The sequence below is a fragment of the Pseudomonas sp. NY15364 genome, assembly GCF_048068235.1.
Lineage (GTDB): Bacteria > Pseudomonadota > Gammaproteobacteria > Pseudomonadales > Pseudomonadaceae > Aquipseudomonas > Aquipseudomonas mendocina_D.
Genome location: NZ_JBLUPX010000017.1, coordinates 40,885 through 57,919, shown reverse-complemented (window position 1 = coordinate 57,919; position 17,035 = coordinate 40,885). Strand labels below are relative to the sequence as shown.

14 protein-coding genes and 1 pseudogene are annotated in these 17,035 nt (G+C 59.8%); 9 read left to right on the top strand and 6 right to left on the bottom strand.

Annotated features, from left to right (window positions below):
- Window positions 1-30: 30 nt before the first annotated feature.
- Window positions 31-3,483, bottom strand: a complete 3,453-nt coding sequence (locus ACNFCJ_RS15315; protein WP_416772235.1) for a helicase-related protein — start codon at window positions 3,481-3,483, stop codon at window positions 31-33.
- Window positions 3,484-3,550: 67 nt separating this feature from the next.
- Here ACNFCJ_RS15315 and ACNFCJ_RS15310 point away from each other — a divergent pair, with 67 nt between their 5' ends.
- Window positions 3,551-3,787, top strand: a complete 237-nt coding sequence (locus ACNFCJ_RS15310) for a helix-turn-helix domain-containing protein (protein WP_289535325.1) — start codon at window positions 3,551-3,553, stop codon at window positions 3,785-3,787.
- Between the two features lie 482 nt (window positions 3,788-4,269).
- On the opposite strand, the gene ACNFCJ_RS15305 is transcribed toward ACNFCJ_RS15310, so the two are convergent.
- The 4 genes from ACNFCJ_RS15305 to ACNFCJ_RS15290 form a co-directional block, all read right to left on the bottom strand.
- Window positions 4,270-5,442, bottom strand: coding sequence for a hypothetical protein (locus ACNFCJ_RS15305; protein ID WP_416772233.1), 1,173 nt, complete (start codon window positions 5,440-5,442; stop codon window positions 4,270-4,272).
- A 21-nt stretch (window positions 5,443-5,463) separates the two neighbouring features.
- Complete coding sequence (locus tag ACNFCJ_RS15300) at window positions 5,464-5,700, bottom strand: helix-turn-helix transcriptional regulator (protein WP_416772232.1); 237 nt, start codon at window positions 5,698-5,700, stop codon at window positions 5,464-5,466.
- 66 nt (window positions 5,701-5,766) lie between these two features.
- Window positions 5,767-6,402, bottom strand: a complete 636-nt coding sequence (locus ACNFCJ_RS15295; protein WP_416772231.1) for a hypothetical protein — start codon at window positions 6,400-6,402, stop codon at window positions 5,767-5,769.
- A 107-nt stretch (window positions 6,403-6,509) separates the two neighbouring features.
- A complete protein-coding gene (locus ACNFCJ_RS15290) occupies window positions 6,510-7,883 on the bottom strand; it encodes a tyrosine-type recombinase/integrase (RefSeq protein WP_416772230.1) in 1,374 nt (457 codons plus the stop codon).
- Window positions 7,884-8,291: 408 nt separating this feature from the next.
- Here ACNFCJ_RS15290 and ACNFCJ_RS15285 point away from each other — a divergent pair.
- A pseudogene (locus ACNFCJ_RS15285) lies at window positions 8,292-8,438 on the top strand (hypothetical protein); the annotation flags it as partial.
- 141 nt (window positions 8,439-8,579) lie between these two features.
- Here the strand turns inward: ACNFCJ_RS15285 and ACNFCJ_RS15280 are convergent.
- On the bottom strand, window positions 8,580-9,338 hold the full coding sequence (locus ACNFCJ_RS15280) for a TetR/AcrR family transcriptional regulator (RefSeq protein WP_416772229.1): 759 nt from the start codon (window positions 9,336-9,338) through the stop codon (window positions 8,580-8,582).
- Between the two features lie 250 nt (window positions 9,339-9,588).
- Here ACNFCJ_RS15280 and ACNFCJ_RS15275 point away from each other — a divergent pair, with 250 nt between their 5' ends.
- Genes ACNFCJ_RS15275 through ACNFCJ_RS15245 form a run of 7 tightly spaced genes read left to right on the top strand, consistent with a single transcriptional unit; the run spans window position 9,589 to window position 17,020 of the window.
- On the top strand, window positions 9,589-10,839 hold the full coding sequence (locus ACNFCJ_RS15275; RefSeq protein ID WP_416772228.1) for an alpha/beta hydrolase: 1,251 nt from the start codon (window positions 9,589-9,591) through the stop codon (window positions 10,837-10,839).
- Between the two features lie 25 nt (window positions 10,840-10,864).
- Window positions 10,865-12,589, top strand: coding sequence for an AMP-binding protein (locus ACNFCJ_RS15270; RefSeq protein WP_416772227.1), 1,725 nt, complete (start codon window positions 10,865-10,867; stop codon window positions 12,587-12,589).
- Between the two features lie 23 nt (window positions 12,590-12,612).
- Entirely contained in the window at window positions 12,613-13,455 is an 843-nt protein-coding gene (locus ACNFCJ_RS15265) for a VOC family protein (RefSeq protein WP_416772225.1), read from the top strand.
- Window positions 13,455-14,615, top strand: coding sequence for an FAD-dependent monooxygenase (locus ACNFCJ_RS15260; protein ID WP_416772224.1), 1,161 nt, complete (start codon window positions 13,455-13,457; stop codon window positions 14,613-14,615). Before ACNFCJ_RS15265 ends, ACNFCJ_RS15260 begins: the two co-directional genes overlap by 1 nt.
- Window positions 14,612-15,070: an acyl-CoA thioesterase gene (locus ACNFCJ_RS15255; RefSeq protein WP_416772222.1), complete on the top strand. Its 459-nt coding sequence runs from the start codon at window positions 14,612-14,614 to the stop codon at window positions 15,068-15,070. The genes ACNFCJ_RS15260 and ACNFCJ_RS15255 overlap by 4 nt, the downstream gene beginning before the upstream one ends.
- Complete coding sequence (locus tag ACNFCJ_RS15250; RefSeq protein WP_416772220.1) at window positions 15,067-15,843, top strand: Asp/Glu racemase; 777 nt, start codon at window positions 15,067-15,069, stop codon at window positions 15,841-15,843. The genes ACNFCJ_RS15255 and ACNFCJ_RS15250 overlap by 4 nt, the downstream gene beginning before the upstream one ends.
- A complete protein-coding gene (locus tag ACNFCJ_RS15245) occupies window positions 15,836-17,020 on the top strand; it encodes a thiolase family protein (RefSeq protein ID WP_416772219.1) in 1,185 nt (394 codons plus the stop codon). The genes ACNFCJ_RS15250 and ACNFCJ_RS15245 overlap by 8 nt, the downstream gene beginning before the upstream one ends.
- Window positions 17,021-17,035 lie beyond the last annotated feature (15 nt).

Genomic DNA, 17,035 nt, shown 5'->3' with positions numbered 1-17,035 from the left:
TGTGTGATTGGGATGCCAGCCGCATGGCGATCAGCCAGGCTGAGCGCCAGTCTCTCTCTGTGCTTTCTCGGATATGTGGGGCGTGCGTGCGATTGCAGAGGGTCCCACTCGGATGGATTCCAGGGGGCCGACTGATCGCTGCAGGAGCAGATCCAGATCGAGGTTCCTGCTGGTTTCGGCCCAGTCGGGCTTCTGCTCGAACGGGTTTCGGATGTAGTAGGGGCCGTCGATCCGGTCGTCCGGGGCGATCAGTGCTACTGCGAGGATGAAGTGTTCCGGGTGATCAAGCGCCTGGCTGATTTCGTTCCGGGTTACCGTGATGGTGTTCTGCCCCTTGGCGCGCCCTTTGACTTCGATACGACGCTCGATGCAAGCCGGATGACCATGGCAATGACAAATGGCGGTAATGTCCCAGCCGCACTTTTCGGCAGACACGTCGTGAACTGTGTGCCCGAGCGCGCGTTCTGCCTCGATTACCGCCTGCATCGCCATACGCTCGATACGCCCACGTGCGACGGCATCGGCGCAGAAGGAGTGCTCGCTATCCTTAGGCAGCAGTTCTGGTGAGGCGATCATGGCGATGCCAAGTACCCTCGGCGTACCGGCCGCTACATGGCGTGTTGCTGCCGCTTCCTCCTCTCTTGCCTGCAGGCGCTGAGATATGGTCTCGGCCAGACTGCGTGCATTCTCTTCCTGCATGGCCGGCTGCCGGTTGCCAGCAGGTCGGAGTCGCAAATCCAGATACCGACGTGACCACAGATCAATCTCTTCAAGCATCTGCCTGCGCAGCGTTGCCGTCCTGCTTTCGGCCTGGCGTGTGAGACTGTCCTCGATGTCCTTGAGATGCTCCTTGGCCAGGTGCTCTGCGGTCCGAACAGAAAGCTCCTCGATCTCCTGCGGTTGCCAGGAGTCCGTGGGATGCGTGCCGGATTGAGGGGCTGCCCGTAATTCCAGAGCGTCGCCCCAGGACAGCTCGACAACGCTACCGTCCCGATCGCATCTGATGAGTTGAATCCGCCGGGAGATCGGGGGCTGCTGAAGGTCGCGATGGATATTGTGCTCCAGAACCATGAGCACGCCGGGTATTCCTCCGGCCTGATCAGTGTCGACAAGAACCGAGCCTCGCTCCAGGCAGGGGCGGAGCCTTTCGAGCAGCATGTTGGCGCATGTCCGAACCAGCGGATGGCTGGGGTTGGCGATTTCCGCGGTCTGTGCACTCCCTCCGGATGCAGGCTGTCTATCGAAGCGAATGCGCTCGTATCTGCGCAACACGGGCGGTTGCCTTTCGCCGCTGAGTCGGTCGTGCTCGCGTATCGCTGCAGGTACTGTGGGGATCCGGAAGTAACCATCGTCTAGGGCCGTCATTTCGCCGCCAAGATGGGTCAGAGCTCTGCCGAGGAAGGAGCATAAGAATTCCGGGCTCGGCACATTGCGGGCTGCTGCCGTCAGCTTGTCTTTCAGGGTTTCGATATCCGGTTCGTTGGCTGGCGAGATTCGCTCAAGCATGCCCTGGAGACGTCCCGTATCCAGCGCCTGCGCCACGGCCTGTTCCAGTCGGCCTTTGGTTGCGTGCTGATTGCCCTCGCGGATGGTTTCCCGCAACAGGCTTTCGAGAGGTCTGTTCTCGAAGGCCTGGCCAAGCACGTCGAAGATCCGGCCACCCAGGCTTGAGCGTGCGACCTCGAGCTTCGCAAAGAGCGTCTCGAACACCCTGCCTTCAAGTGTCCCTCTGGCGACGAGATTCCAGAGATGGCACGGTTCGGTCTGTCCGATGCGATGAATCCTTCCAAAGCGCTGCTCAAGACGATTGGGATTCCAGGGCAGGTCGAAGTTGACCATCACATTGGCACACTGAAGGTTCACGCCCTCACCAGCAGCATCGGTGGCAACCAGTACCTGAACTTCGGGGGCGCTGCTGAAGGACTGCTGCACCTGGCGTCGTTCCTCTCGACTCAGGCCTCCGTGTATTGCTACGGCAGCGACAGAACCAAGGACGGAGCGTATCCGTCGCAGCAGGTAGTAGAGGGTGTCGCGGTGCTCGGTGAAAATTATCAGCTTGTGTCTTCTGCCCGATGTGTCGTGTAGCTGCAGTCGATCCTTAAGCAGACTCGACAATTCATCCCACTTGCGGTCGGTTCCGTTGTTCAGCAGTTTCTCTGCCTGGTTTTCCAGAGAGAGTAGGGCTCTGATCTCGGATTCCACCTCGATACGAGAGGAAGCTGCCGTGGCCTCATTTACGATGCGCTCTGCAAGGCTTTCGTATTCTTCCGGGGGGAGCTCATCCGCAGCCTCGTCCAGATCGTCCGGGAGTTGGCTATAGCCAGCGACATCCCAAAGGTAGGCATCGACGCCTTCGGGCGGAAGCTTTTCGAGTTGCTGTTCGAGTCGGAGCCTGCGACGTTGAAGCGATCTGTAGAGGGCTGCCGAGCTGGAGGCCAGGCGCCGTTGCAGGAGTGTGAGGGCGAAACCCACCGCCTCCCTGCGCCGTCCGCCTAGTCGATCCGCCCGGCTCATCTCTGCACGAACATACTCTGTCACCCGGCAGTAGAGCGCGGCTTCCTCCGGGCTCAGGTCGTACGTGGCCGTGTAGGCATGACGGGAGGGGAGTAGACGATTGCCTGCGATATCCCGCAGGTTCTCTTTGACGGTGCGATGCAGGATGTCACTTAGATCGCTGCTTGGTGAGTCGGCGTCGTGCCTGCCGCCAAAGCGGTCTGAGTCAAGCAGTGACAGGAGCAGCCGGAATTCCTCTTCCTTGCCGTTGTGCGGGGTAGCAGTGATCAGCAGTAAGTGACGGCACGTGCGGCTCAGGATTTCGGCAAGCAGGAAGCGCTGCGTCTTGCTGACGGTCCGCCCCCGGTAGCCTGCGGAGAGCTTGTGGGCTTCGTCGATGATCACGAGATCCCAGGACACTTCCTGCAGTTTCCGCTGATGGCGCTGGTTGCGAGCCAGCTGATCCAGTCTGGCGATAAGCAGATCGTGATCAGCAAAGTGGTTTCCGGAGGAGCTGGATTCTGCATTCCCCGAAGCAAGCGTTTCGCATCTGATGCCAAACTTCTCGTCCAGCTCGTTTTGCCACTGCTCGGTGAGTGCTCCGGGAGCGACTATCAGGACTCGCCTTGCGTCGCCCCGGAGTAGCATTTCTTTCAGCAGAAGCCCGGCCATGACGGTCTTTCCTGCGCCTGGATCATCGGCCAGGACAAAGCGCAGAGGTTGCTGCTGCAGCATGACCTCATAGACTGCGTTGATCTGGTGAGGCAGCGGAGTTATGGCGGAGGTGTGCAGCGCCATCATCGGATCGAAGAGGTGAGCGTGGCTTACCCGGAGTGCCTCAAGAGCCAGTTTGAACTCGTTTCCAGGCGCATCGAATGTCCGAAAGCCCCCTGCAGAGGCTGTAGTAGTGCGGAGGAAGGCTTCCAATTGCGTTACTGCTTCGCGAGAGGGAAATGGCTTTTTGGCTGCAGCTGCCGTGATGATCGGCAACAGTAGTTCACTCTTGTGCTAACTATAGTATGTAGAATGAGAGTATGCACGTCACGAAAGTGGCTGCATGCCTCTCAAGCCCGATCAATGCCTTCTGGTCAAAGTGTTCGCAGACAATGTGCGGCGCGAGCGTGTGCGCCAGGGGATTTCTCAGGAGCTGCTCGCCGAGCGTGCCGGAGTGCACCGCACCTACGTGGGAATGCTGGAGCGCGGTGAAAAGAACGTGACCATCTACAACATCGAGCGAATTGCGCATGCACTCGGTGTTGCCCCGGCTTCGCTGCTGGAGTTTTCGGCTGATTGAGGGGCCGGCAGAAGCTCTTTCTGTAAGGTTGTTTCTGCCGGCAAAGCTGGCAGGCAGAAGCCAATGCAGATTTCGAGTGTCTCCTTACATGTGTTCCTTACGCTTGGAAAACATGAACTTCAACCGAACAAAATTTAACTTCTGCGGCCGGACGCCTGTGTAAGGGGACTTGCCGCGATGTTGCGCCCATGAAGTTGAATAGGGCGAACAAGCGTCGTCGGTTCTAAGACTTTGACAATTGGAGCTCGACTAGGCCCGAGCTTGTGGCTTTGGCTTCTTGGCTATCACCTTCTTTCAACGCTGGACGTAAGGCTTGACTTTGTTACCGTCCGCGAACCATGAGCGGGTGGTACGTGTCGCCGTTCCAGGGTTTCTGCGACATGTTTTTGTGTCGTGTCGCTGCTAGCGACATAAGTAGGGCTATGTCGAGTGGTGCATCCCAGCTGGATGCAGCCGGGTTCTAACGAGACCCGGCTCCACGCTCATACACAATGTGATGGTGAGCCAAAGATTTGCTCTTCATCATCATCGATGCTTGCCCATTCCCCCACCCCGGGAATGCCCCTATATCGCTCTATAAGCGCTTCTGGGTGTTCTGGCGTACAGATGATGCGCGAATCTGAAATCATGCTTAGAGCGGGCTCTGCGGGCGGTTTATGCGATGTTTCAGGTGTGCTTGAAGGTGTATGGAGTTTTTCAACCAGCTCAAGCCTGAATTGATCCGGATTCTCCCTTGCCAATCGCTTGAGGAGCTTTGTCTGCTGCCCACGCTTCTGCTGCATTTCTCTTCGATGTTCACGATGCTGCTCTATCAGCTGGAGCAGTTGAGGGCATGCGGGAACGTTGACATTGGGGCGTATAAGCTCGGCAAGGCTGGAGTTAAGCGTGTCAATGCTTGGAAGATTCCTCAACCAGTCTATGACTTCATCATAGAGTTCTTCACCCGCCCGGCTTGCTGCTTTGGTTGCAAACCTAGCTGTTTCAGTGATTTGGTTAGCTTTCCGGAGCGTCTTGCAGCAATAGCTAGCCCAGCGCCCGGGTTGGTCTATCGCTTTGAGATAAACAGCTCGATTACCGGCCACTTCCACGTAGTCAGCGGCGAAAATACTTTTCAAAGAGTATCGAAGATTTAGTAAATGATCCGGTTGGATCGGCAAAGCTGCATGGAAGTGCAGTCCGGGATTGCAGCCCTGTCGATTAGGAGCATCCTCTAATACAGCAGCGATTTCAGGTGAGACACCCGGAAGTTCGCGAAGCTTTCGGCCGATATAGTCTGCTTCTCCACGAGATGCCTTTTGAGCGCGGTATGCTGATCTGGGCCCAAGATTGCAGCTAACAGCGAACGCGTTTTCCATCCTGCCAGTTGCCGCAATGTTGAAAACCTGCCTTATGTCTTCCGGAAGCCGGCTCCATCTTGGAAGCTTGAGGGTTTGGAACATCTCTGCTGCCAGCCGGCTGTTGTTAGAAATCTCGATTCTGAGCTCCAGTAGTCTTTCCTTCTCTTCTTCAGTAGTTGAGTAACTAGATAGATAGTTATCTATAACTACGAGCTTTTGATTGCTAAGGTACAGATCGATCAGAACCCCAGTGTTTACTGGGGTTTGACGGTATCTGCGTGTCTTATTGGGTTGGGGTAAACGGTACAATGTGTGCATGGCTCGCGTGCGCTCTATAGGTCAGTTGGAGCCTTTTTGAGCAGTTGCGAGTCGTTCTTTTTGCCATTGCTCGATGGCATGTGAGTCCCACGCAACGGCACGTAACCCGAGCTTTACAGAGGCGGGGAAGAGGCCTGCTTTCATCAGGTTGTAGATGTGCGAGCGCTTGAAGCCGGTTAGTTCCTCCACCTGAGGCAGGCGGAGGAAACGGCGGGGATAACTAACTGCTGACTGAGTAGAAGTGGAGTGAGTGGTCATAGCGGAGTCCTTGGCGCGAAGCGCGCATTGATTTCTCGCTCATACAATCCTGCGGCGCACGAGAAGTCATTCCAATTGGATTTCTTTTTTCTCCAGTCGGATTTTTGTCCCTCCGATTCGCTTTGAGGTGCCTGCCGTTTTCCGAGCTTTATTGGCCTCAGCGAAGAGGTGACGCAGACTGGTCGCGCCAAGCCCATGTATATGGCCGTACTCGTCCTCGATGGTCTCGATGATGGATTGCTGGTTGTATCTTGGTCGCTTGTCGTCCTTGAGCATTTCTACAAGCGCAGATATCACTATCTGGTGATTCACCGATGGTGACGTTGGAGATGGTGATGCGGTTGGCGCTTTCCCCGGTGCTATAGGTGACAAGGGTTTGCCAGATGCCATAGCTGGCGTAATCGCTTTTTCAATTTCTGCGCGCTTGAAGAGGATTCGTAGGGAGCTTCTCTGAGCAGAAAGCTCCCATTCGATGTTGCGCTGTTTCGATGCGGCTGGGTCCGGGGCGTCTAGAACGTCACCAAGCAGACAGAGCGTTGTCTGGTCCGGCCCATGCAGTGCATCCTCAGGGTTGAGAACCAGATACTCACCGACACCATACACGGAGGCACGGCTATCCGGTTCTTCGCCCTCAGCCATCCTAAGCCGTACATAAATCTGGATAAGTTTCAGTTCCGTGCAATAGCTGGTCAGATCTTCCATGGAAAATTCCGGATCATGCTTGCGAAGTAGGGCAAGCGCCTGCTTTGGAGTTAGCCACTCGGCTTCTGTTAGGAGACGGGACATCGGATGATTCACCCTTGATGGATTTATGCGAGTTTCAGCGTCACGACGTTGGAGCAGTCTTCGCTCGTCAGTCGATGGAGGTGAGTTCCGAGCTTTTGCCAGGCTTCGGCCATTTCTGTGGCATAGCTGTGGCGCTGATAGATGCGCTTCACCTTGTTCTCTTCCGTGTGATTCAGGCAGCGCTCTGCTACCTCCGGTAGGACGCCCATCATCGTCATGAGCGTGGCCCCGGTTCGCCTAAGGTCATGTGGAGTCCATTTCCCGCCAGGTAGGAGGAGGGCATGTGCCATCGCGCTACGGTTGCTCATAACCTTCTGGTCCGGCCTCCGTTGCCTGTCGCCGATCTGCTTGGTAACCGTCTTCGGGCAGACTGGTCCGCTGCCGTCGGTGTTCGGATAACACCAAGGAGAGGATCCGGTGATCTCACGAAGTTGCTGGAACTTCTGCACCGTGAATTCCGAAAGCGTTATCAGATGGGCCTTCTTGTTCTTGCTGTTTTGAGACGGGATTAGCCAGGTGCGCTTATTCAGGTCGACGTGCTCCCATCGTGCAGCCAGGAGCTCTCCGATACGGCAGCATGTTGAAAGGGCAATCCAGATGGCGGCTTGTGAGGTGACCAGAAGACCGGCAGCCGGCACTTGCTTCACCAAGGCACGGATCTCGTCCTCGCTCAGCACTCGATCACGTTCGACATCCTTACCACCGATTTTTGCTTTTCGGATGCTGGCTGTCGGGTCGCTATCGATAAGGTCGCGATCCACCGCGAAGCGGAACATCTGGCGCATCAGCGAGAAGATCAATTTCGCCATGCGGTTGACCCCCCGGGACAGAAGCTTGTCCGTCACTTCCGTGATGTGCCCCTTTCTGACGTCCTCGACGGCCAGGTGACCAATCAGAGGCAGCACATCCTTGTTGAACATGCGGCGCACCTCCGCGCCGCCGTCCTTTCGGTTGATCAGGTCGACACGTGCCCAATGGTCGAAAAGCTCAGCTACCGTTTTGCGGGCAGCTTGGCGGGCTAATGCAGCTTCGGATGCTGCTTTTTCTGCTTCGAGCCTGGCGATCTCGGCGTCTCTTGCAGCCTTGCGGGCAGCTTCTTCGGCTTCGAGATGCTCGCGTAGGTCTGTAACTCCACCGAGGTACAGATCTGTCAGTTCCCGGGAGCGCTGCCGTGCTGACTTAAGCGTAAGGCCGGAGGTCCCGTCACGATCGTATGAGCCGATTGGGAGACGAACCCTAGCGCCCGCAGAGTCGGTGTAGCGATAGTAGAAGAGGCGCTCGCCGTTTGGCCTGATGCGGGCCATGAATCGGCCGTGGCCTTTTGGTGCGGATTCGATGAGCCAGATGTCCTTTGGGCCGGGCTTGATGCTCATCTGTCGGTCTGTGATGTCTGCCATTTTAGCGTCCTTATCGATGCAATTTCCGGTGACCGTTTGGTGACCGTTTGTGCGTGGATTCGGGCGCAGTCTACAAGCTGACAGTGGAAGCTATAATAAGGCGGTTTCTATAAAAATCAATGGCTTGCGTTTGTTTGGTGGTTGCCCTTGGTTGGTGCCGGAAGAGCTATCACCAGTATGGGGTGCAAGGGGTCGAGTGTTCGAATCACTCCGTCCCGACCAAAAAACCCTAGAAAATCCAGTCACTTAGCGGTGACTGGATTTTTTATGCCTGATGGTTTTTGAGCATCCCTGAATTTTGCCCCACTTTTTGCCCCACCGGTGTTTTTGCTGCGCTTTACCGAGTGAGAGGCTATCAACCAGATGTTCCTGTGAGGCTTCGATTTTGCTGTGCGCTGTCTTGATGACGCCGAGGAGATCAATCGCAGCGTGCATCAGATCGCCGTCGCCGTGGACAGTGTGGCTGGCGAGGCCGAGCAGGGTGCTCAGGCTGCGCGTAGTCTGTCGAGCGTAGGTGATCGCCTTCGTTCCCTGGTGCAACAGTTCCGTATATAGCCAAGTCAATGTCTTGGGCCTATGGGCGGGGCTTAATCCTGTCCCCTCGGCCGCCTGTTGGTGGTGACGGCCACTGATAGACCTGCTACCCCACCAACATTGAGAATCTTGATCGAATGGGTCTTGCCCACCTTCTTGTGCTCAGGCAAGTGTTTGACAATTCATAGCATCAGTCCGCCAGCGCTCGAAACCGTCCAGTAAGATCGAAGTGCCCGTTTCAAAGGTCTTCGGGCTGTCAATTGCGGCGAACGGGGCGGCTAAGTATGCGGCGCCCAGGTAATCGTCTGCGCCGATGCGCGACATGTAGCCGGTGATGAAGTCGCTGTGGGTCTGCGGCGACTGGCGATTCTCCTTCTCCGCTGCCATCACCAAGACGAATAGCATGAGAATGTGGTACGCCATGGCCGCGAACGGACCGGGCATACCCGCCTGCATGAGTACCTTACCTATATGATCGAAGTAGGCCAGGCCGTAGTCGACCTCGCCCGGCTTCACCCGCTGGAATAGGCGGAATTTGTTCTCGGTGAGGATGTAGGTGGCTAGCCCCGGCCAGCGCGAATAGGCGTCGAGTGAGGCGAAAGCGATATTCTCGAGGTCCTGGCGCCAATCCCCGGTGAGTGTGGGGAGCAGCTGCATACGCTCCTTGAAGGCCGCGTTGATCACTGTGCTGATCAGCTCGTCGCGGCTGCCCATGTGGTAGTGCACCATACCGGCGGCCACGCTCAGCTCCTTGCCGATCCTGACCATGCTGACTTCGCCGAGGGATTCGTTGCGTGCGATGCGGATGGCGCAGGCGACCATTGTGTCGCGGGAAACGTCCTGATCGCCCTTCGGCCGGCGGCCGGCACGTTTGCGCTGCGCGGGCTTGGCAGGGGCGGCTGCATCGGTTGGTTTGCTCACTCGGGCTTCCCTTCGATCTAATTAATACAGTCTCAGATTATCGGCCGATTCCGCCACCATGGACAAGCGCAATCCTTTGGCGTGGTGCCTGAGAGCCGGCTTGCAGCCATCTGGAGTGGATCCGAAAAGATTCCCTTGCGGATAATTGACATAGTCTCAGTTTCTCCACTAATCTTGCCTGAAGAGCAATTGAGATGGTCTCAATAAGTGTCCGTAAAGACTCTGCTGGGATCATGCAGGAGGGTTAATGGTGGCAAGTTCCAATAACAAGAAGGTCGCGGTCACCGCCGGGTTGCGCGGCGCCTCATGGCGCCCGGAGCGGATGAGGGAGCCGTTCAGTACGACGCCCTGTCCGCTGCGCACCCAGGATGGACAGGGTGCGCTGGGCGTACTGTTCGCTCGTGGCGGTGAGCGCAAAGTAGTGTTCGTCATGCACCCACGCGAGCTGGTGGTGACCCACTACCTAGTGCCGGAAGTGCTCGACGCCGGCTGGGCCTGCTGGGTCCAGGGCGCGCGTTCAATTGGCAATGACCTGCGCCTAGAGCACGAGTTCGCGCTCTACGACGTCGCCGCCGGCATGCGCCGCCTGCGCGAGATGGGTTTCGAGACCATTGTGCTGCTAGGCAATTCGGGCGGTGCCGGGCTGTTCAGCTACTACAACCATCAGGCGCTGTGCACGCCGGAAAAGCGCATCGCCAAGACCCCTGCCGGTCGCTCCACCAAGTTCGCTACGGCGGATTTCCCGGTGGCCGATGGCATCGCCTTGGTTTCGCCCCATCCGGGCCAGGGCATCCTGTTGATGAATGCGCTGGACCCGTCGGTAATAGACGAGGCCGACCCGTTCTCGGTTGATGCCGCGCTGGATCCTTTCAGCGAGGCCAACGGCTTTCGCATGCCGCCGGAGTCCTCATCCTATGCCCCCGCGTTCATCGAGCGCTACCGTGAGGCGCAGCGGCAGCGGGTGGCGCGCATCGACGCGTATGCCCGGAGCCTGGTCGAACGCCGTCAGGCTGCGCGCGAACGGCTGAAGTCCGGCGAATCGCGGGATGAACGGCAACTGGCCAGCCATGGGCCGATCTTCCAGGTCTGGCGCACCGATGCCGATCTACGATGCTGGGATACCTCGCTGGATCCGTCGGACCGCTATGTCGGCTCCCTATGGGGCAGCGACCCGTTTGTCTCCAACCTGGGTAGCGTCGGTTTCGGCCGGATTGTCACCCCGGAGTCCTGGCTGTCGACCTGGTCGGGGCTGTCCTCGAATGCTTCGCTGGCCAAGTGTGCTGGGGCCATCGAACAACCGCTGCTGCTGATCGAGTACAGCGGCGACAACTGCGTGTTCCCGGCCGATGCCGACGCCATCTTCGACGCCATTCCGGCCGCATCCAAGGAGCGCCATCGGGTGCGCGGCAACCACCACGGACAGGCCCTGGACGAGAGCGAGACATCGGGTCAGGAACTGGCCGGTGAGCACCTGCGGCGCTGGCTCCAGAATCACTTCTGACAACGACAAGCAAGAGCGTGTAAACATGACAATTACAAAAAACCAAGCTTCCATCCCTGCCGGCAGCATGCCGCTGCGCCATGTCGCGGCGCCCATCACCGGCGTCGTCTACCCGCCGCAGCGCGATCTGGATCGCTACCTTGACGAGGGTGCGCTGACCTTCGAGACCATGGCCGATGGCTTCCGCTCCATCGTTCGCCAGTACCCGGACAATATTGCCTTGCTAGGGCCGGATCTGCGCATCACCTATCGCGAGTTGGACGGTCTTTCCAGTCGCCTGGCCGGCGCCTTCCTCAAGCAGGGGCTGCAACCGCTGGATCGCGTGGTGTTCCAGCTGCGTGATAGTGAGCAACTGATTATCGCCTTCTTCGCCTGCATCAAGGCCGGGTTGATCCCGATCTGTACCCTGGCCGCGCACCGCGAACGCGAGATCGGCTATCTCGCCAAGCTGGGTGAGGCCAAGCTGCATATCGTCCAGGGCGACGACGCGAAGTTTGACAGCATCGGCTTCGCTCGCAAAATGCAGGAGACGGTGCCTTCGCTACGCCTGATCATGCAGGCGCGCGGCGAGGCGGAGGAGGGCGTGCTGCTCCAGGACGAGCTGGTCGCCGGCACCAGCCTGGAAGAAGCTGAACGCCTGCTTCAAAGCGTGCAGCTCGATCCCTTCCAGGTCGCCGTGTTCCAGCTTTCCGGCGGCACCACTGGGGTGCCGAAGATCATCCCGCGCTTTCACAATGAGTACCTGTACAACATGCGCGCGGTGGCGCAGTGGCTGGACTACCGTCCGGGCGACGTGCTGTTCATGCCGCAGCCGATGGTGCACAACCTCAACATGGGCTGCTGCTTCGGGCCGTTCCTGATGACCGGCGGCACCGTTACCGTGACCCCTGACCTGCAGCCGGACACCCTGATCTCGCTGATCGCCACCACCAAGCCGACCTGGCTGATGCTCGGCGGGCCGATCATCGCCCGGCTCGAAGCGGCCATCCACGACGGTCGCGTCGATCTCAGCAACGCCCGCGGCGTGCTGGTGGCCAACAGCGCGGCGAAGTTGCAGGAACTGCTCGGTGTGCGCACCTACAACGTCTTCGGTATCACCGAAGGGGTGATCATGTTCGGCCATCGCGACGATTCGGCCGCCGCCCACGATAGCACCAACGGACGGCCGGTCTCGGCCTGGGATGACATCCGCATTCTGGTGCCCGGTACCGAGCAGGACGCCAAGCCCGGCGAGATTGGCGAGCCGGCGTTCAAGGGACCCTACACCATCCACGGCTACTACCGCGCGGAGGAACGCAACCGCGAGACCTTCACCAGCGACGGTTATTACCGCTCGGGCGACCTGATGTACACCAAGGAGTTCGACGGCAAGACCTACTACGTGTTCTGCGGTCGACTGAAGGACCTAGTCAGCCGTGGCGGCGAGAAGATCAACTGCGAAGAGGTCGAGCTGGCCGTGGCCGGGCATCCGGCGGTAGCGGCGATTGCCGCCGTGGGCTTCCCATGCCCGATCTTCGACGAGCGTCTGTGCGCGGCTATGGTGCTGCGCGAAGGCTTCGTTGCACCCAGCGTCGCCGAGCTAGGCGCCTTTCTGGAGAACTACGGTCTGGCCAAGTTCAAGTGGCCGGAGCGTATTGAAGTGCTCGACGCCTTCCCTCTCACCGCCTCCGGAAAGCTCAGCAAGGAGAAGCTGCGGGAACTGGTCAAGGCCAACGTCGAGCGTGAACTGGCGCAACAACAAGCGAACTGAAACGGTTCAGAGGAGTACAGCAGATGACAACCAATCGACCCGTCCTCAAGGGTGTACACCACAGCGCCAGGCCGACCTGGAAGCTGCGTGAGACCGTGGAGTTCTACCGCGACAAGCTGGGCTTGCCGCTGGTGCATGCGATCTCGGCGCGTGGCTGGGGGCCGTCCAATCACCCGGACTTCCTGCACTTCTTCTTCGACAGCGGCAACCACAGCACCATCGCCTTCTTTTACTACATCGACACCGAGCAGCCGGACTACACCGTGCCTGTCGACGACTACCGCTTCGAGGCCACGCACACGGCCTGGCGTGTCGATACCTACGAAGAGTTGGTGGCCTGGCGCGCCCGCTTGGAAGAGCAGGGCATCCCACTGATCTTCCAGATACGCCATGAGCTGATCGAGTCGATCTACTTCAACGATCCTAATGGCTATTACCTGGAAATCAGTATCCAGGAGCGCGAGATGAACGCCCTGGATGCAGAGGACGCCACCCGCACCCTCGAAGCGGCCATGCGAATCGAGGACGAGTCGAAGGCTGGCGGCAGCTTCACCAGCATCGACCAAGTATGGCGCAGCAAGGCCGCCGGCATCGACCCGCAGGCCGGCGAAGAAGCCGCCCTGCTGGTGCTGGATGCGCCGGAATTCCGCCCGCTGATCGAGGCGGCCGAGCAGACCCCCGAGTACCGTCTGGAGAAGCTGGGCAACGGCTACTGGAAGATTTCCTCGCCAGATGTACTGGTGTTCGAGCGCAAGAAACTCGGTTTCGTTGCCGCGCTGTGGCACGCAGCTCTGACCGGCGGCTTCTTCGGCGACGTCAGCGAGTTCGACCGTTATCGCCTGCAAATCAACCGGGGGAACCATTAATGAAGGTAGCAATCGTAGGCGGCGGTCCGTCTGGCCTCTACCTAGGCCTGCTGCTAAAACGCGGCGCACCGCAGTGGAACGTGGAGGTCATCGAGCAGAACCCGGCAGATGCTACCTTCGGCTTCGGTGTGGTGCTGGCTGACACGGGCCTGTTGCAACTGCGCGAGGCGGACGAGGCCTCGTATCAGGCGCTGTGCGCCGCCACCAAGCAGCATGAGCACCAGATCATCGTGCAGAACGAGACGCCCATCGACATCCATCTACCGATCAAGGGGGGGGCAATTCCGCGGCTGACCCTGCTGCAGATCCTTGAACAGGAGGCCGAGCGCGCCGGTGTGGTGGTGCATTACCGCCAACGCATCAATGACCTGGACGGGCTGGTCTCACTAGGCCTGGACGATGCCGACGTGGTGGTCGGCGCCGACGGCATTAACTCGGTGGTGCGCCAGGCGTTCTCCGAGGCGTTCGGTACCACCACCAGCTACTTGGGCAACCACTTCGCTTGGTACGGTACGGCCAAGGTCTTCGAGGCCTCGGCATTGGTGTTCCGCAAGTACCGCGGCGGCCACTTTGTCGCCCACTACTACGCCTACAGCGACCAGATGAGCACCTTCGTGGCTGAATGCGACGACGCCACCTGGCAGCGCCTGGGCCTTGGAGAGTTGTCCGACACCCAACTTCAGGCACTGATGGAAGAAATATTTGCCCCCGAGCTGGATGGTGCGACGCTGCTCGATGGTAACGCCAAGACCATGTGGCGGCAGTTCCCGGTGATCCGCAACCGCCATTGGAGTCACGGGCGCCACGTGCTGGTGGGCGATGCACTGGCTAGTGCGCATTTCTCCATTGGCTCCGGTACGCGTATCGCCATGAACGACTCCATCGCCCTGGCCAAGGCGCTGCTGGCCTGCGACGGCGATGTGGCCGCCGGCCTGGCCGGTTACGAGCACAGGCACAAGCCGAGCAAGCAGAAGCTGATCGCGGCCTCCGAGCGCTCCTACCTATGGTACGAGGACATGGCCAGGTGGATGGAGGCGTACTCGCCTGAGGAGTTCGTCTACCGCTTCATGACTCGCACCGGGCGGGTCGACGACGCGCGCTTGCAGCGCGAGTACCCGGAGCTGATGGTGCGCCTGGGGCGGGCTGGGAGCATGGCATGAACGAGAGCGTTGAAATCGTCGTCGGCCACCTACCGTTCACGGTGCGGCGTAGCGTGCGCTGGATGGACTGTGACCCGGCTGGGGTGGCCTTTACCGGACGATTTTCCGAATACCTGCTCGGTGCCGTGATGCACTTTTACCGCCATATCGGATGGGGGCCGGAGTCGGGCAGGGCAGGCAGCGTCGGCCTGCCTTGCAAGCATATGGCTCTGACCTTCAACGTCAGCCTGCCGCCGAATACGGTAGTGGACATCTGCATCCAGGTGGGGGCGATCCGCGAGCGCAGCTTTGATCTGCTGGCCAATGCTTACCTGAGCGATGGCCGGTTGGCCTTCGAGGGCGTGTTTTCGCCAATCTGCATCGACCCGCAGGTGCGTTGTGGCGTGCCTGTGCCAAAAGCGCTGCGAGAAGTACTGCTCAGCCACCAGCCTGCCACCGAAGAGGTTCAGCCATGACCGCCAGCTATCGCATCGGCCAGATCGTGCCCAGTTCCAACACTACAATGGAGACGGAAATCCCGGCGATGCTGAATGCACGCCAGAGGATCCGTCCCGAACGCTTCACCTTCCACTCCAGCCGCATGCGTATGCACAAGGTCACCCGCGAGGAGCTGGAGGCGATGAACCGCGAGTCGCTGCGCTGCGCCGCCGAGCTGGCGGATGCCCGCGTGGACGTGATGAGTACTGCCTGCTTGGTGGCTATCATGGCCATGGGTAACGGCTACCACCGCCAAGTGCAGGAAGAGCTGAGCGCTATCGCCCGTGCCAACCACTGCGAGGCGCCGGTGATGACCTCTGCCGGTGCCCTGGTGGAGGGCCTGAAGATCATGGGGGCCAAGCGCATCTCGCTGCTGGCGCCCTATATGCGCCCGCTGTGCGACCTGGTGGTGGAATACATCAAGAGTGAAGGAATCGAAGTGGTGGATTCCATCGCCTTTGAGATTCCCGACAACCTGGAGGTCGGCCGCCGCGATCCCGCTAGACTGCTGGAGGACGTGAAGAAGCTCAACACCACCGGCGTCGACGTGGTGGTGCTGTCGGCCTGTGTGCAGATGCAGTCGCTGCCAGCGATCCAACTGGTCGAGGACGCTCTGGGTATCCCGGTCACCTCGACGGCAGTGTGCACCGTGCGGAGTATGCTCGACCACCTGGGCCTGGAGCCCATAGTGCCGGACGCCGGTGCGCTGCTGTCCGGGCGCTACCCGCGTGTGGGTGGCGAGCATGCGTGAGGCCGTAATCGTCTCCACCGCGCGAACGCCGATCGGCCGAGCTATACGCGGTAGCCTCAACGACATCAAATCGCCGAGCCTGATGGGCCATGCCCTGCGCCACGCTGTCGAGCGCGCCGCCATCGACCCGGCGCTGATCGAGGACGTGGTGATTGGCAGCGTTCTGACGGCGGGTACCGCCGGTTCCAATATCGCCCGTAATGCGGTGTTCGCCGCCGGCCTGCCGCTATCGGTGAGCGCCCAGACCATCGATCGCCAGTGCTCTTCGGGGTTGATGGCGATCGCTACTGCGGCCAAACAGATAATGGTCGACGGCATGGATGTGGTCGCGGCGGGCGGCCAGGAGAACATCTCCGCTGTGCAGCAGCGCTACTTCCAGTGGGTCGCCGACGAGCAGGACGAGGCGGTGTTGAGCGCCGTGCCGCATGCCTACATGCCGATGCTGCAGACAGCCGAACTAGTCGCCTGCAGGTATGGCATTTCCCGCGAGGAGCAGGACGCCTTTGCCCTGCAGTCGCAGTTGCGCACCGCGCAGGCCCAGGTAGCTGGGCGTCTGCGCGAGGAGATTGTACCCATTTCCGCTCGCCGCAGGATGGTCGACAGGGAATCCGGTGAGACGCGCTTTGAGGAGGTACTGCTCGAAGCCGACGAAGGTAACCGCGTCGACACCACCCTGGCGGGGCTAAGCAACCTGAAGGCGGTGCTGGAGGGCGGTACGGTCACGGCCGGTAACGCAAGCCAACTGTCCGACGGCGCTAGCGCCAGCCTGTTGATGGAGCGGCGCCTGGCCGAGCAGCACGGCCTGACGCCGCTGGGGGTCTATCGTGGCATGGCCGTGACCGGGTTGGCTCCCGAGGAAATGGGCATCGGCCCGGTGCTGGCGATCCCACGGCTGCTGCAACGCCATGGCCTGCGGGTGAGCGACATCGGCCTGTGGGAGCTGAACGAGGCATTCGCCTGTCAGGCGCTGTTATGTCAGCGCCACCTCGGTATCGACCCGGATATATGCAACGTCAACGGCGGCGCCATCGCCATCGGCCACCCCTATGGCATGACCGGAGCGCGCCAGGTCGGCCACGTGCTGCTCGAAGGGCGCCGGCGCAAGGTGCGCTACGCGGTGGTGTCGATGTGCGTGGGCGGCGGCATGGGTGCCGCCGGCCTGTTCGAGATTTTCTGACCCTGAATTGCTTTG

What these genes read in the sequence shown, in the direction of transcription:
- ACNFCJ_RS15290 (WP_416772230.1), bottom strand. Translation starts at nt 7,883, where the DNA reads ATGGCAGACATCACAGACCGACAGATGAGCATCAAGCCCGGCCCAAAG.
- ACNFCJ_RS15295 (WP_416772231.1), bottom strand. Translation starts at nt 6,402, where the DNA reads ATGGAAGATCTGACCAGCTATTGCACGGAACTGAAACTTATCCAGATT.
- ACNFCJ_RS15305 (WP_416772233.1), bottom strand. Translation starts at nt 5,442, where the DNA reads ATGCACACATTGTACCGTTTACCCCAACCCAATAAGACACGCAGATAC.
- ACNFCJ_RS15245 (WP_416772219.1), top strand. Translation starts at nt 15,836, where the DNA reads ATGCGTGAGGCCGTAATCGTCTCCACCGCGCGAACGCCGATCGGCCGA.
- ACNFCJ_RS15270 (WP_416772227.1), top strand. Translation starts at nt 10,865, where the DNA reads ATGACAATTACAAAAAACCAAGCTTCCATCCCTGCCGGCAGCATGCCG.
- ACNFCJ_RS15300 (WP_416772232.1), bottom strand. Translation starts at nt 5,700, where the DNA reads ATGACCACTCACTCCACTTCTACTCAGTCAGCAGTTAGTTATCCCCGC.
- ACNFCJ_RS15250 (WP_416772220.1), top strand. Translation starts at nt 15,067, where the DNA reads ATGACCGCCAGCTATCGCATCGGCCAGATCGTGCCCAGTTCCAACACT.
- ACNFCJ_RS15255 (WP_416772222.1), top strand. Translation starts at nt 14,612, where the DNA reads ATGAACGAGAGCGTTGAAATCGTCGTCGGCCACCTACCGTTCACGGTG.
- ACNFCJ_RS15310 (WP_289535325.1), top strand. Translation starts at nt 3,551, where the DNA reads ATGCCTCTCAAGCCCGATCAATGCCTTCTGGTCAAAGTGTTCGCAGAC.
- ACNFCJ_RS15260 (WP_416772224.1), top strand. Translation starts at nt 13,455, where the DNA reads ATGAAGGTAGCAATCGTAGGCGGCGGTCCGTCTGGCCTCTACCTAGGC.
- ACNFCJ_RS15265 (WP_416772225.1), top strand. Translation starts at nt 12,613, where the DNA reads ATGACAACCAATCGACCCGTCCTCAAGGGTGTACACCACAGCGCCAGG.